We start from the raw sequence: 17,188 nt of genomic DNA on the forward strand, positions 1-17,188 counted from the left end.
ATCTGTAGATTTACAATCATCGTGGTCTTCTAAATATTCTTGTTGAAAACTACATAAAAAAGTATATTTTTCTCATTTTTTGAACTGTAGAGAATTACGTTTTGTGGGATTATTCTTGAACTTCTTGATAAGAAATAATTGAAGTTTTAAGATATTTAATACTATCATTTTCTAAAGTATTTTTTCATCTTTCAATCTATCTACCAAGACTACTCCGTTTGAACAGTAACCTGATATAACATTTTGAGGGTTGGGCTAAAGAATACTGCAAATATTACAGCAATAAATATCATACAAAATATGCAAAAAGCAACAATTGGCTTCCAGTCATTTTCCATTTAATTCTTTCATGAGATTGATGTTACATTAAAATAGATTCAATTATCTCCAGGAATTTCGTAAACGTCATAGAATCCCACTTTTCTCTTACCTGATTTATTAGTAATAAAAATTTCTTTTGCTTTTTTATTTTTAATTTCTTCCATGTTTGATATAAAAGGATCAAAAACATATGATCTCATATAACCTAAATTAAATTCTTTATCATGCACATTTACTTTTACTTCAGTATTTCCTCCAAAAAACATTATATGCTCTTCTTTATTAATATTCAAAAATCCTTTATCAAAACTTTCATCAAGAACAGCCCTTAGTGGTGGTAGTGGCAATTCAACAAAAGTATTTTCCGCCTTCGCTATTATAGATTCAAGTGTATGATAGTTATTTTCGTTAATGTCGTTTCTACTTATGTTCTTAAACCTTATCATGTGCAAAGTTTCAACTTTGCATAACTTTTCAAGATAGTTAATATAGAACTCTAAATCTTCTGGAATTTTATTTGCAATGAGTTTTTTTGTAAACGCAGATTCTCCGTTTACAAAAAACGAAAAACGAACTCCTTCAATCATTTTAGCAAAAGCTTTATAATATTCCAAAAGTACTCTTGGATTTTTAATAACTTCAACTATTTCAGATTCATAATTTATATTAGCTCCCTTAGCTCTTGGCATAAATGCAATAGACCCTTTTGCTACATCTGTTTCAAAGGACAATACAACTTTCTCTTCTATTATATCTTTATATACTTTTACATTAAAATCTATTACAGACATCCCATCTTCAAAAATAATATCAATTTTACCTTCATACGAAGGAAGTTTCATAATGTATAAAAATTCCATGTCTGATAAATCTTGAAGCTTGAAATTATCTACATGCATGACAAAATCAGATAATTCAGTTTTAGGAATTCTGAAACTTTTTTCTGTGGTATTCCCTTCCATAAAACTTTTTAATTTACTAATAAAGTCTTTGTTATTTTTAGTTGTGAAATGTACTTTCTGTTTTAAGACACCATCAACTTTTTCTATTTTTTCAATAAAAAAATTAGAGGCAGTATTGGTGCCTACTGTTACATTATATCCTAGTTTTTTAGTAAATTTGTATGTACTATCAGTTGAAACTTTATTACTTTTTAGATCTAAAAGTATATTCTCATTTATATGTTCGAAAATTAAAGGAAATAATTCTTCTCCAGTTCCCTCAATAAAATTTATACCGTAGCTACTTAGCTTATTCTTTTTTGGTTGTGTTAACGAAGGAGCAATAAAAAACACCTCTTTTTTATTGTCACCAAGTTGTTTTAAAATATCAGTAAAAATAAAATCGATATTGGCATCTTCTAAAGAGTAACCTATAAATAGAATACAGTTTGATGCCATTTTATCCTTTACTGCATTCCAAAAAATGGAATTTTGACTGTTAGGATTAAAGAAATTCGTATAGTCTGTTTTTCTAATGATTATTGAATTACTGTCAGCTAAGTGTCCATGAATTTTATATATATGTATTTTTTTAGGATCAGCTAAACTAATATGACTATTATTATATAAGACTTCACCATTTTCCTTGTAAGCACCTTCAAAAAGCCCGTCGTAATTTGTTGTTATAATTGTTTTAAAATGAGGAATTGATGAAATTATATCGTGAACAAAAGTAGACTCTGGTAGCATTGTATAATTATCTTTCAATATTTTTATAACTTGATTATTGCTTTGATATAAGTGAAAAATATCATCAGTCAAATCTGCTAATGAACGTGTTGGCTCAATGTATTCTTTTGCACTAGTTGATAAACTATTGTAAAAAATACTTTGAAGTTGAGCCCCCATAGGATATCCAGCATATTTTGATAAACCTGCTCCAGCAAAAAGAATCACATCTTCTCTGCTAATTAATTCCAATAACCTTTCTAAATTTGGTGTTTTCTGCATTAGTAATTATTTTGCACTAAATATTATATTATTGATTATTTGATCTTACTATACTAACTTTTAACTATTTTATAAAAAGTTGCTTTACTTCCATGATTAAAAGCTTTCATAATTTCCTCGATTGGAACATTCTTACTTTCATAAGATCGCTTTACTAAAGGTGCATTTTTTTTATATTTTTCTGTCATACCCTTTGGTCTACCTCCGTTTTTACCTTTTGCCCTCGCAGACTAGTCAATAAATTTTTTTTCAATTCCTAAATTCTTTAAGACATCAGTTTGTAAATCGAGATTCTGTTCAAACTTGCTTACTCTTGCGTATCCAATTTCACATAAGTTCACTTTACACATTTATCTCAAATATACTTTAATTTGTTTTCGTATACAATGAAAATAAACTAAATAGATGTGCTAACGAGATATTAATAGATATACGGGAAACCCACCATTTTAAAAATAAATTTTCTAAAGGCAAAAATAAATCATAACCAGTTAATCAGATCGCATATTTTTACGGTTTCCCATAAAACAATCTCATATAATTATCTTATTTTAGCTTGATATGACTTCTACTAACCAATCACAAATGAATCAAGAACATTATAAATGGCTCACCTACTGGAAAAAGAATTTAGCAGACTCTCTCAATACCAATATTGAAATTGATGGTGCTCAGCACTTTGAAATTGAAGATTTCAAAATTGAAAACAATTCTATTGCAGATCTTCAAAAAGTCAACACACTTATCAACTATGAAGAACGCAGAATCAATGAAAAAAGAGGGATTAAAAATAAAGATGATGAAGACTGGATCAGTATAGATCACATATTTGTAGTAATAGCCCCCTTCAAGCTTAAACCGGCTTCAGATCACCTCGTTCATCTCAGAGATAAGAAACCGAAATTTCCTTTTTGGTATTCTGCTTATTTAGACAGGAATGGAAAACTCTATATTCCTGACGAAATGTTTCCTTTATTTCAAAGACAGTATCTGGAACCCCTTGCTGATGAACGTACTGAATTTATTTTTGGGAGTATTGAAGAAGTAGATTTAGCTACCACTCTAGGAAAAGAAAATTATTCAAAATATCCCGAGTATATACAATATGTAAAGGATATATTTAAAAAAGTTACCAATCAGGAGTTATGCGAGTATCAATCAGGAGCCTATGAAACCATCTTTAATGCTATAGTATTACTTCCACAAGAAGAAATGAATGCTGCAATGGGGATCATAGAACTCTATGAAAAAATTATTCACCAAAAGAATCTTCCGGACCTTTTACAGTCTTTAATTACCTTAAACAATAATCAGGAAAAACTACCTGCTTCTGTATCTGAACTAATCAATACCAATGCGCTGCATCTCGGACAGATGGGATTTGATTTTCCTATCTCTATTTCACAAAGAAAAAGTTTAAATACATTTTTAGACTCTAATGAAAAAGTTTTTGCGGTTAATGGTCCACCAGGTACAGGAAAGACTACTCTCTTACAAAGTATTGTTGCCAATAAGATGGTTGAAAGCGCAATAAAAGGAGAAGATGCCCCTATTATTTTAGCATGTTCTACCAATAACCAAGCGGTAACTAATATCATAGAAAGTTTCTCAAAATCCAACACAAGAGAAGGAAAATTACAGGGCAGATGGATTCCTGATGTTGACGGTTATGCTACCTATCTTCCTTCAACCAACAAAAAAGAAACTGAATTAAAAGATATCAATTATAAAAAGCTTAACAGCAACGGTCTTTTTAATGAGATAGAGAATTTAGAATTTCTACAGGACGCTAAAGAATATTTTTTAGAAAAAAGTAAAGCCTATTTTAATTCTACTGTTCTTAGCATCACTTCCGCTGTAGAAAAACTACAAGCGGAGATTATAGATTCTGAAAATATCCTTAAAGATTCCGGAACAAAATGGAAGGCTTATTTACAATCTGAACATGAATTTGCCTCTCACTATCTTCTTAATTATTCAAAAGTTTCCAATTATTATCAGGATAATATATTAAATGAAAATATACTCAAAGAGGATATTAAAGAATTGGCTGAAAGTGAGCAGAAAATAATCTCCTATTTTAACAATGAACCTTTCTTCAGAAAAGTCTTTTGTTTCCTTGGATTACAGTCTGCTTTGAAAAGCCGGGCTTCAGAAATAAAAATAATCCTTAGAGATTCCCAAATTGCAATACCTGAAGTGTTTATATTTAGGAAAGCTGAAATACTGGATAAAATAGATTCTAAAATCAATACCGCTAAAGGCATTATTACGTCTATTGAAAACTGGAAGACATGGAAAACCAACAATACAATTATTGGCAACCCTCCACGATCAGAAGAAGAATATTGGGAATGTGAGCACTTAAAAATAAAGGAAAAAATAACAGCTAATTGTTTTTATGACGAACTTGACATTTCAATACGCCATAAAGCATTTCAATTGGCTTTACATTATTGGGAAGGAAGATATCTCCTGCAACTTGAAAATGATCTTTTCGATCCTAAATTCAATGGGAAAGGCAAAGAACCTATGATAAACAGATGGAGAAGACATGCTATGTTAACCCCATGCTTTGTCAGTACATTTTTCATGGCACCAAAGTTTTTCAGTTTTTATAAATTTTTAAGGATGAGCGGAGAAGGCAACAAAATACATGATAATCCGCCTCTATTTAATTTTATTGATCTTCTCATTGTTGATGAAGCAGGCCAGGTATCTCCTGAAGTAGGTATTGCCACATTTGCTTTAGCTAAACAGGCTGTTGTTGTAGGAGATGTAAAACAGATTGAACCCATTTGGAATGTTACCCATAAAATTGATATCGGTAACCTTAAAAAGTGTGAAATTATCGAGGAATATGATGATATTGTTTACGAAAAAGAATTTGACCCTAAAGGTTTTCTTTCTTCTACCGGCAGTATTATGAAAATGGCTCAAAATGCATCAGGATTTAAGGAAGCCAATTTACATGAAAAAGGAGTACTGCTAACTGAACACAGAAGATGTTATGACGAAATCATTAACTACTGCAATGTACTAGCTTATGATGGTAAACTTATTCCATTAAGGGGAAAAGCAAAAAAAGATTTACTTTTCCCTCCAATGCATTGTATTCATGTTGATGGCCAATCTACAAGAAACCCAAATGGCAGCAGGTTTAATATTGAAGAAGTTAAAGCCATTGTTAGCTGGCTGACAGAGAACAAAACAGAAATTGAAAAGAAATATGAGTCGATTGAACATGCTGTTGGTATTATTACACCATTTACTGGACAAAAAAACAGTTTAAAATCAGCTTTAAAAGATGCAGGGTTTAAAGTTGATGACTTTAAAATAGGTACAGTTCATGCTCTACAAGGTGCAGAAAGACCCATTGTGTTATTTTCTATGGTCTATGGTGATGAAGATAAAGGAACCCTATTTTTCGATAGAGACAACAAGCCCAATATGCTTAATGTAGCTGTTTCGAGAGCCAAAGATAATTTCATTGTTTTCGCCAATACCAAGATTCTTAATAAAAATGCTAAAACGCCTTCTGGTGTACTTGCTAATTTTTTAAAATATAGCGAAACAGTAAGTTAATTTATAGATGCGCGTTTTTAAAGATACTTGTTACTTAATCATTAATAATTTCAGAATTTAATATCACTAATTACTGTACTTAAAATGAATGACCTCATTAAGTTTACTCGAACAGAACTCTATGATAAGATATGGACTACACCTCTAACTACATTATCTAAAGAATTTAATTTATCTGATAACGGATTAAGAAAAATCTGTATAAAATTTGATATCCCATTGCCACCCATGGGATACTGGCAAAAAATACAGTATGGAAAAAAAGTAATAAAAACACCCTTACCTCAACAAGAAAATGAGCAAGAGATAAAAATTTATGTAGATCAAAATAAAAATGATAATAATCCTATAAATTTACTCAAACAGATTGTTACGGAAAAGATTAAAAATAATTCAGCACTAATTTTAAAGGTTTCTGAACGATTAAGTAATCCTGACGAAATCGTCAGTAAAGTGCAAGATAACCTAAGCAAGAAAAAAGTTAATGATTATGCCAAGATAAAAGGAACCATTCATACCGATGGAGGGCTACCCAATGTTATTGTTTCCCCAAAAAATGTTTCTCGTTCATTAAGAATATTGGATAACCTAATAAAAAATTTTAAAATTTTAGGATATAAAGTGAACGTAGATTCTGAAGGATTAAAATTCGCCGCATATGAAGATAAAATTACATTATACATTAAAGAAAAAAGTAATATTAAAGATACAACGAATGAAAGGGGATGGAAAAGTAGAGATTTAATAGCAAATGGTAAGCTAGCAGTTAAGATCTTGCAATATGGGACGACTGAATTTGCAGACACAGATAAATTACTTGTTGAAGATCAAATTGAAAAAATTTTGATAAAAGTTGAAACTGAGTTTCAAAGAATGGCTGAAAACAGAAGAAAATGGCAGATTGAAAGTGAAAAAAGAGAAGAGCTCAGGAAAATTGAAGAAGCAAAACAAAAAATGAAGGATGAAGAGCTTGTAAAATTTATTTCTTTTTATAATGATGCCCATCGATGGAAGAAGTTTATGATTCTAAAGGAGTATTTTGAATATATAAAATCCAATAATACTACAAGCAAAGAATGGATTGACTGGGCTGAAAAAAAACTGGATTGGTACGATCCTGCAAAAAATGCACATGATAATTTAATGGAAGATATTGATAAAAATACTTTAGAAAATAAAGAAAAAAAGAGATGGAATTGGTAAATATGTAAAAACAAAATAATCTTTTTAAGGGCTATTCTATATCTAAAAAGTCCATTTCCGGATATTAGAAATGGACATACAAGCCCTTATTAAGCTATACTGGAGTCGTATCAGTTAAGTATTTTTTCTAAACTCAAATACTGTACTGGAATCTTCTTTAAAAACAAGATAAGCATCAAACGTCTTCCCGTTTTTACTTTTCATATTCTTGATTAATGATGTTTTGTTTTGAGTTAATAATAAAGTAAGATCTTTACTACTGAGTTGTACTCCGCATATCATTCTGAAGAGAATCCAGTTGCACTGCTCATCGGGACATTTGACAATTTTATCTTTGATAAGGAGATGATGCTGTTGGCATTTGGGGCATTTTAATTGTGGGATGTTTTCTTGAGGAATATTGAGTGATAAAAGTTCGCTGGTGATTTCTGCTGTGTAGGCTTGGATGTCGTTTATAAATTGAGTTTTATTGAGTTCACCTTTTTCAATTCTATCCAGTGCTATTTCCCATTCTGCGGTCATTTGGACATTGGCTATTTTTTTGTCTTTGACAAGGTTGTAAACCTGTAAGCCTTTATCGGTGGGATGCAGCGTTTTGCTTTTCCTGATAATATAGTTTCTGCTGAGCAGGGTTTCAATAATAGAAGCTCTGGTAGCTGGGGTTCCGATGCCGATATTGGATAGAGCTCTCTGTTCTTCTTTGTTTTCAATAGATCTGCCAGCGTTTTCCATTGCGAATAACAAATCGGCTTCTGTATAAAGTTTGGGAGGTTGTGTTGTTTTTTCCAGTAAGTTGGTTTTTGAAATCTTCAGTTCATCGCCGATTTTGAGTTCTGGAAGTTCTGTAAGGGCTTCATCTTTATTATTGGAATTTTCATTGTCAGAAAGAATCCCTTTGATGGCTCGCCAGCCTTGATTAAGTATTTTTGATCCCTTGATCTGGAATTCATAATGATGGACTTTTATCTGGATTTGGGTGACTTGTTTTATACAGGTGTGGGATAGGGATTCCAATAAGCGGTAAGCAATCATCTCGTAAATGGCTTTTTCCGTAGCGCTAAGTGCAGAAGGTGTTTTGGTTGTTATGAGTAATCCGTGATGGTCGGTAACTTTTAGATCATTCACGATACGCTTGTTGAAGTTTCCGAATTTTAAATAGGTTATGGCTGTTTTGAATGGTTCGGTTTGATTCAGTATTCTAACCAGCTCAGGAATATCAGTCCATACATCTTCAGGAATATACTTACTGCCGGTTCTGGGATAAGTGATGAACTGTTTTTCGTACAGGCTTTGGGCTGTTTGTAAAACCTCATCAGCAGAAAGCCCCAGTTTCCTGTTGGCTTCTTTCTGTAATTCCGTGAGATCGAAAAGTAATGGAGACTGCTCCTGTACTGTTTTAATGGATACATCTTCTACAATAGCTCTTCCCTCCCGTTCTATCGACTTTTGGATTTGTTCCGCCTGCTTCCTTTCTTCCCACTGTAATAATGAAAGACTGGTGAAGTCTGTATACTCTTTTCTGTGGCTGAGCTGGATCTGAAAGTACTTTTGCCTGGTGAAGTTTTGATGCTGAAGAAACCTTTGACAGATTAAACCAAGGGTTGGCGTCTGTACTCTGCCTAATGAATAAACATCTTGGTTCCTTGCGATGGTTAATGCCTGGGTAGCATTAATTCCTACCAGCCAGTCCGCTTCACTTCTGGCTTTAGCAGCTTGATACAAACCGTCAAAGGCATCGCCTGGCTGAAGGCTTTTAAAACCGTCCTGTATTGCTTTTTCGGTAAGGGAACTGATCCAGAGTCTTTCAAAAGGTTTGTTGCATTGTAGGTAGTGATAGATATAGCGGAAAATTAACTCTCCTTCCCTTCCTGCATCTGTTGCTACAATGATACTGCTGCATTGACTGAGGACTTGTTTTATGGTGTTGAGCTGTTTTAAAGCGGAAGGATCAGGCTCATAGCCTTTTGCTTTCTTTAGCTTTTTGGGAGTCAGAATAAAGGGCTTGGGAAATATAGGCAAAGAGGCTTTGTTAAAGCCTCTTATACCATAATCTTCCGGCATTCCCAATGCGATCAGATGTCCTAATGCCCAGGTGACACAATATCCGTTCCCGGATAAATAACCATCTTTCTTTTCATGCGCTCCTAATAATTGTGCGATTTCTCTTGTGACGCTCGGTTTTTCTGCGATGATTGCTTTCATATTATGGATTTAGATGATTATTATAGTTTTTGCCCTCTTGGTTTTCTAACCTTTTTTTGCTGATCCTCCTGTTGCTTATTGGCAGGTTGCTGCTGTTTTGATTCTAAAGGCTTCTTCACATTTTTAGTAGCTTCATTGGTTCTACCATGGGTGTTAATCGCAGTTTGGGTCTTATGATCTTCTGTAGGTTTTGCCTCTTCTTTGAGCTTATTAGGATGATTGAAGGAGAAATCGGTTTTAAAGGTTTCTTTATTGAAGGTAATATAGCCTTGATAGGCTTTACCTTTAGCGTCAGTAAGTCCGTCAACGTACACGGTTTGCCCGGCTTTGAACTTTTCATACTGTGAATCATCCAGTTCTTTTCCTCTGAATATTTTGGGTGCTTCTTGATCCGTAGGTTGAGTTTGTTGTCGGTTATGATGATGTTGACTTTGTTGTGGTGTGTGGTTATTGTTGAATATAAACTCTACATACCGCTTATCTGCATTGAACTGTACGGTGGCATCGAAAGGTTCTCCTTTTTTAGAGGTCATACCTTCCAGATACAATGGTGCTCCTTCCAGCAGGGTTTGTTTCTGATGTTCATCGAGTTTTATGCCTTTAATTTCATCAGGGATTTTCATGTACTCCGCTCTGTAGGCGACCAATTCATTGGTTAAACGGTCACGGCTTATAACCGATGGAATGATTTCATCCGTTTTAGGATTGACCAGATCTACTACTCTGCCCATATTCCCGGTTTCTCTAAGATTCTTTTTGTCTTCATCCGTGAACTGGTGACCTAAGAATGTATTATTGAGGCTGGGCTCCTTTCGGATTCCGTGCAGATGAACGGCAACCTGTCCTGTATCTCCTGTCTGAAGAGATAATCGAACATCCATTTTGCTTACTGCCGTTCCCAGATTAATGGTGATGGGAATTAGTGTATTGGTTTTAAATCCCCTAAGTAATGCATCCATCGCATTCATTTTTTCAAGCTTTTCCTGGTTAAGTCCGAATTTTTCCATCGTTTTCCAGTCGATTTGTTCAGGCTGAAAACGATATTCCTGATTGTCTGTGTTGTTGTCCATTGTATTTTGATTTTTTGGATTGTTGTTATGTTGAGGTAAGATTTCGTAGTCTTTCAGCTTTTCTTTTTCTTCGGGGGATGCCTGATCAACATATTTTTGAAGATCCTTAGCGGTATTAACAGCATCGTATTCTGAAACTTTGAAAAAGTTGAAATGCGTAGGGTTTTTAAGCTGCCGGTAAAAATTCGAAAAGAAGTTGGAGAATAGATCGCCGTGCTTATCAACTCTGATCAGCGGCTCATTATCTTTTTTTTCTTGTGGAGTAACCTTTTGCAGATTCCCATCTTTATCAATTCCTTTGACCATTTCAACCTGATTGGTATGAATGTTCAAGACAAGGAGTGTGTCTGTTGCCGGTTTGAGTTCATTGGGTTCATGAGGGTTTATCAATTCATTTTCCATTGTATTCCATTTAATGGAACCAAGGTATAGGCTCAATTAAGAGAATCCTAAAGATTGGAATGGTGATGAATGGTTTGGCTGTGGATGTCTTATTACCATCAAGAGTTTAAGCATTCTCTGATCAATTGATGGACATCAGAAAGCTTATAATACAGCTTTCCACTGATGGTATAGTAAGGCAGCTTTTTATCCGTTCGGTAGCGCTGTAATGATCTGGAACTTATCTTTAAAAGCTGTAAAACATCCTGGTTATCCAGAAGCTGTTCCCCATCTATTTCTATAAATCTGGATTGGTTCTTAATCATTTGCTCTTTCAGTAAGTCAAATCTTTCCATGATTCTCTCCATCCAGGCTATAAATTCTGTTCTTTCGATATTCATAAGTAGTGATTTTTTAGAGTGTTAAAATGTTGTGAATAGCTGATCAACTTATATTGGGTAAAGTTGAATAGTTCATTTTATATAAAATCACTACTTATTCGTAGTACCGAAAAGATTTATTTTATTATCTGTAAATATTTTCTCTGAAAAATGATGTCTACAATAAAATATAAAAGTATCATGGCCTTAACAGGACAGCTTTCCGAAACTTTAGGTGCACTAAATCCACTGATCTTTTTTATAAGGTATTCATTTTTAGTGATCCATTTTGACTGAACGAGTTGTGTAGGAATATTTTTATGGATACAAAAACAATTATAATCAGTATCTTTTTTATTGAAATCATTTGTGACTATTAGATACTTCAAATTTAATATAAATCATATGTGACCAAAATATATGAGTGGAAAAGCAGACAATACCAACAATAAACTTACTTCCAACATAAGTTACAAGTATCTTAACCTGATCAATTCAACATCTTAGCTTTGAACAGCTTTTTCCAGCGTGCCTCTGTATTTACTTAAAATGTAACACTAGCTGAGAATTATTGATTCCTTCTGTTTTAGGTATTTTAGTATTTTTAAAATTGTATAATTAATTACAAGCTCTGTAATTCTGATTGGGGTCATTAAGGGAGCTTTATGATTTCCAAAAATAAGTTTGTGTATATGAAAAATCTTCCTTATTCAGGATAAGAGATCATATTATAACCTGTCCGGAAACTTTCTGAAAATCACCTCCCTATATATTATGTTATAATCAGACTGGTTTACTTGTACTTGCTTACCATTGTAAAGGGTATTTTTAGGAATTTTAAATTCATCAATAATTTGTTTTTTCCTATAGTTTATTAATTCCAGTAAAAAAAGATAATTTTCCGGGTATATAAATTTTTACAGAATTGCGATAAAGCACTTTTTTTGTTTTTACCTCCTGAATATAATTTACCAAAACCGGAGGTGAATACAAAATCTGATTTTGGGAATATATCTGAAAAAATGATATTCCAACAATTTAGACCATCTTAATAATACTTCAGTGTCTAAGTTTTCCGAGTGATACATTTATAAGACTTCTTCTGTAACATTAAAAAAAACTGCATATATCAAATATTTTCACCTCCCTTTCAGAAACAGCTTTTTTCAACAATATATCTATATTAGTTTTCTATAAATTCATTACCTCAATACCTCTTTTTTACTAAATCCAAGCCTTAAAAGCACCATTAAATTATTTTATCTGCACCACTACTTCCTGAAGGCTCGTCATTATTGCTTCTATTTTCCCCAGTTAATTTTGTCAATCTAAGGCTTCCAAAAACTCCAGACAGTACCATTATAAACAGCCAATTGTTTTTTTATAGTATCATATACTATCATTCCCGCAGAAGGACTGATAATATTCAAATGCGGATTGGCAACTTTAGGCAAAACCATTGCTTTATTATCATCAGCCAGAACCAATATTCCTTGTGTAGTATCTGCACCCCCAAATGTCGGGCTGATACAAATCTTTGCTCCTGGGTGCTCTACTCTATCAGTTGCCTGAATATTCAAATCTGCTGTCCCGGTTGCATCAACACTCAGATCAAACCATGTATTTACATCTTTTAAATATTTTACTTTATTGTCTGAAGTGTCAAAAAGTATAGTCCCGCTTTCAGTAATTCCTGTTTTATCTGTGACATAAGGGAGAAGAAGTCCTTTATTTTCGTTATCCCCAAACTGCAATGAAACAGAGCCATTGGTTACGCTCTCTCTACTTATTCCTATTTGTGCCTGTAAACAAGCACCTATTAGAAACCCGGTTGTTACTATTATATTTTTAAACATTTTATTTTTATTTTTAATGAAAACTGAGAACCTGAAAATAAAAACATCACTATTCAGGTTCTCAAAAAGTATTATTAATCGGGACATGCTTGTGTGTTGATACAGAACCATTCAAATGTACTGCCTCCATTTTGAGTAGTATACATTTTTAAACATTTGTTAGTTGTATCATAAACAAGCATTCCTTCAACAAAATCGACAGCCGGAATTCCCACAGGATTCCCAGAAGAATTAAACGCCATTCTATTAACTACAAAACCCTTCGTTCTTGCTTCTAAAGCTAACCAGGCGCCTGTTCGAACTGCCGGCCAGTTGTCTGAATTCTGAGTTCCGGTTCTTAATAATGATGTGATTCCTACTTTACTTACCAAAGCAGGATTTCCAGCTGTAGCAATAGCTCCGGGCTTATAACAGGCACCATTATTACATACAATAGGAGTATAACCGTCACCGGGTATTGTTACTACTGACATCCTGGTGTCAATATAAGCAGAATATACCCTCAATGTCTGGTCTCCCAATGAAACAACACTTCCAATAGAAATCCTGACTTCATCAAACGATAATGTTGTTTGGAAGCCCGGTGTATATATGTTGGGATTGGTACCAAACCATTGTGTGAAGAAAGAAAAATCTATCAAAGCCCCACCACTCCTCTGCTCTCTGAGTACGCCATTTAAATATGTACTTACCATAACATTGGGTAAAAAACCACCGGAAAAAGGAAAGTTCTGCTTATCTACCGTAAATCCTGCAAATGTGCCCGGTGGCAAAGTTACTTTAGGGATCGCTACAGAGATAGAACCCGTAACACCAGCTGATGCAGGTAAATGGATAGTTGCATAATCCGCCGGATCCGGGCTTACTGCATTCCAAACATGATCAATACCATATCCTGCTGTTGCTAAACCCTCATATCCTGTGTTAGCATATTCTATTACCGCAGGAATCGTAGGAGAAACAGTAGTCGTAGGTCCATTTGTCAGCACGTATGTACCATCACACTGTAAAACTAACGGACATGTTGTGGTAGAAGTGGGACTGAAATCTCTTACTACTACATTGAAGATTCTAATCTCACCAGCGGAGGCACCAGCAAAACGGGTTATCACATACCGTACTTCATCAAATGGAACATGAGCTACTGTTCCTATTATCAAACGTTGAAAGCCTCCAGAAACCGCAGCAGTACTTAATCCGCCTGCAAGCTGGGTTCCTGTACTGGTCTGTACCAGAGTACCGTCTTTGTATAATTCTATTTTATTTGTTTCAAAAGCACTTGCCTGTGCAATATCTAATGTTGCGATGTCAAATCCTACATATGTATCTTTAGGAAAATCACCAAAACCATTTGCCACACTGAAACCTAATCCTGAGCCCGCACTGGCTCCAAGTTGCATCGTTGCGTAACTGTCTGGATCTAAATCTATTGCATTCTGAGAAAGACTGATAGAACTATTTCCATCCACAAAAGCAGTAACCCCTGTCCTTGCTCCGTTCACATACAACGGATACTTAGGAACACTTATATTTTCTATTCCATCACATTTGATGACAGGAGTAGCACAGAATCTCTGAATTACTGCCGAGTAAATTTCTAAAACACCTGCATTTGCACTTAAGGCTTTGTTTATGGTAAGTTTAACACCGGTAAATGGCTGACCAGAAGCAAACCCCAATATCTGACGATTGCTCGTTCCGTTCAGAACAGAAGTATGTAAACCAAAGAAACTGGAATTCATCACTGCTGAGTCTGCAACACTTCCGTCTGCTTTTAATGTTATAATGGTAATTGTGCTTCCCGCCAATTCTGCTGCCGCAAGTGTTGGAAAGGCTACATCAAAACCGGCAAAAGTACCAGCAGGATACAGTTCATAAGTAGCATCTCCTGGAACACCGATGCCTTTGCTACCATCTTGTACAGCTACCGAAGCATTGGTTACAGCTCCTGCCGCCGTATATAATTTAGCAGGCTGTCCAGTGTTGGAAACGATGTTGTTCAAATCTTCAAAATAAGTATTTCCCGTTGCAAGACCTTCTATTCCAGTATTTGCAGCATCTATGAATACAGGATAAACCGGTCTTTTGAGATCTGTTGATGTATTACAAGCCTGTGCTGTTGATAGACAAAACTTTTCAACCACCGCACGGTAGACTTTTGTACTGGAACCTGCCGATGCTCCTGCCCGTAGTTCTACCGTAATTCTTATCTCATCAAAATCTTTAGTAGTCCTCATCCCTATAATGTATTTCCCGTTATTGGGGGTGAATAAACTTCCCGATGCTACATTAAGAGTATTGTAAGTATCCTGAATGATTCCTTCCTTATAAGTACTGATGATAAAATTTTTAGCTGTACTCGCTGTCGCAAAGCTATCGTCCTGAATTTCAAAACCAGCAAAGGTGCCTTTAGGATAACCATATTTAATATGACCTGGGTCACTGGCATCCAATACCTGTCTCGAAATAACCGAAATGCCATAGTTGGAATACAGCGATGCACCTGTGGCAGCACCTATTTCTGCATAATTGTTTAAATCAGTATCGATCACATTTTGAACGTTGTTGATGCCTGGATTTCCGAGAGAAGCAGTAAGTATACTAGTACCAATAGCTTTTGCATAAACGGGATGGTTTTGTGCCCCTCCCGCGGTGAGCTCTCCTGAAATAAGGCTTACCGGCGCACCACAGGTAATGGTCGCATCACAAAAACGCTGTACAATAGGATAATAGATTTCGAGTATACCTAAAGCTGCAGATAAGTTCAAAGAGACTTCAAATTCAATGGAATCAAAAGGAAACAAGGACACAGCTCCTACAGTCAAAAGACTTCCGCTGGCCGATACACTTAGAAACTCCTGACTGACTACGTCCGGACCTTGTTGGACACCATTTAAATAGAACCTGAGTGTTTTTGTTACATTCAGCCCTCCGGATATGGCATTCAGCTGGTAAACACCGCCACCAAAAGTACCGGCAGGATATACCACACCCTCATCTTTTAATCTACCGGAATACACTGCCAGACCAGCACTAATGAAAGGAATTGTACCATGTGTATTAGGCTTCTCATCTTCCAGAGCAGGAGCCAGTCCCGGCCAGAGAGTTGCAGGAACAACAACAGGAACAGGAGAAGGCGGCACAAATACAACAGCCGCACCTGAACCTGTCACCCCTTTACCTGTGAGCGGTATCTGGGCATTGCAGGTGACAACTTTTTCTCCTGTCGTATCAAAACCACCACCTGTACGTGTGTAACGCTGCAGATACACGTAATTAACACCAAGCGTTGCAGTGGCGGTACCACCTACATTGGTTACCCTTCCATTTTGTATTACATGTACTTCATCAAAAGGTTTATGTACATAAAAACCAGCATCCATAGAAGTGGCTCCCAGTGTCCAATTTTGAGCAGGAGAAGTTTCTTGCACAACACCTCCAAGGTATGTTGTAATAATGACATTGTTGGTACCGGTAAGACCAATTGTTGGGGTAAAGCCTCCTGTAATAGCTCTGTTTACTACTACACCAATTCTATAACCTGTAAATGGAGTTGTTCCATAAGTTTTACCATCGCTTAATTTTACTGTCGAGGTTATGTCTGTACCCAAAGTTGAAGAAACAGAATGTGATGAAAAGCCGGAATTGCTTGTGTTTGAATCAGTAATTTGAGAAAGCGTAGTGCCCCAATTACCAACAACTGCGGCAGCGCTTACTGTTCCAAAAATAATGGTTCCACTGCCACCACCTGTACGCCAGGCAACCTTGGTATCGTCATTACTAGGAGTTACCGCAGCATCCTGAGAAAATACGGTTATACTTCCTGCTAAAGCTATCAGCATCATAAGATGTCTGCAAAAGGTATTTCCTTTTTGTTTTATTTGATTGATATTCACCATATTATTTAGTTTTTAATTTTTATCCTTCAGTCAACATTTAACAGATTAATATTTATAATTATAGACAAGCTACCCTGACCCACTACGTAGTTTTTTCTTTATTTTCTGATTTTCTGATAGACAAATCCATTGTTTGTTTAATAAAATAATTTTCTCATTTTGGTAAAATATATTTTGGAAGCCCGTTAAATATTGTAGAAGTTATAGCTTAAATTTTGTGAAAGAAAGAAGAGCACGTGAGAATTACTGAAAAAGACACAATAATATTATCTAAAAATACCATGCGCAAATTTAAAAAAACAACTGATTTTCAATTAGTAATAAAAAAAAGCCTAAAGG

Annotated in this window: 8 protein-coding genes; 2 read left to right on the top strand and 6 right to left on the bottom strand. The window is 34.9% G+C overall.

Going from position 1 to position 17,188, the window contains the following annotated elements; genetic code table 11:
• Positions 1-377: 377 nt before the first annotated feature.
• On the bottom strand, positions 378-2,273 hold the full coding sequence (locus tag J2772_RS14800) for an SIR2 family NAD-dependent protein deacylase (RefSeq protein ID WP_209917953.1): 1,896 nt from the start codon (positions 2,271-2,273) through the stop codon (positions 378-380).
• Positions 2,274-2,858: 585 nt separating this feature from the next.
• Between J2772_RS14800 and J2772_RS14805 the strand changes: the two genes are divergently transcribed.
• On the top strand, positions 2,859-5,858 hold the full coding sequence (locus J2772_RS14805; RefSeq protein WP_209917955.1) for a DEAD/DEAH box helicase: 3,000 nt from the start codon (positions 2,859-2,861) through the stop codon (positions 5,856-5,858).
• Positions 5,859-5,942: 84 nt separating this feature from the next.
• On the top strand, positions 5,943-7,061 hold the full coding sequence (locus tag J2772_RS14810; protein WP_209917957.1) for a hypothetical protein: 1,119 nt from the start codon (positions 5,943-5,945) through the stop codon (positions 7,059-7,061).
• 114 nt (positions 7,062-7,175) lie between these two features.
• On the opposite strand, the gene J2772_RS14815 is transcribed toward J2772_RS14810, so the two are convergent.
• The 5 genes from J2772_RS14815 to J2772_RS14835 all read right to left on the bottom strand — a co-directional run bounded on the left by J2772_RS14815 (position 7,176) and on the right by J2772_RS14835 (position 16,849).
• Positions 7,176-9,263, bottom strand: a complete 2,088-nt coding sequence (locus tag J2772_RS14815; RefSeq protein WP_209917959.1) for a type IA DNA topoisomerase — start codon at positions 9,261-9,263, stop codon at positions 7,176-7,178.
• Between the two features lie 20 nt (positions 9,264-9,283).
• The gene (locus J2772_RS14820; protein WP_209917961.1) at positions 9,284-10,735 is read right to left on the bottom strand and encodes a DUF3945 domain-containing protein; all 1,452 of its coding nucleotides are present in this window, start codon (positions 10,733-10,735) and stop codon (positions 9,284-9,286) included.
• Between the two features lie 98 nt (positions 10,736-10,833).
• Positions 10,834-11,115, bottom strand: coding sequence for a helix-turn-helix domain-containing protein (locus J2772_RS14825; protein WP_209785568.1), 282 nt, complete (start codon positions 11,113-11,115; stop codon positions 10,834-10,836).
• Positions 11,116-12,422: 1,307 nt separating this feature from the next.
• Positions 12,423-12,950 (bottom strand): hypothetical protein, encoded by a 528-nt coding sequence (locus J2772_RS14830; RefSeq protein WP_209917963.1) that lies wholly within the window; start codon positions 12,948-12,950, stop codon positions 12,423-12,425.
• Between the two features lie 74 nt (positions 12,951-13,024).
• Positions 13,025-16,849: a hypothetical protein gene (locus tag J2772_RS14835; protein WP_209917965.1), complete on the bottom strand. Its 3,825-nt coding sequence runs from the start codon at positions 16,847-16,849 to the stop codon at positions 13,025-13,027.
• Positions 16,850-17,188 lie beyond the last annotated feature (339 nt).

The organism is Chryseobacterium jejuense (assembly GCF_017877355.1).
Classification (GTDB): Bacteria; Bacteroidota; Bacteroidia; order Flavobacteriales; family Weeksellaceae; genus Chryseobacterium; species Chryseobacterium jejuense_A.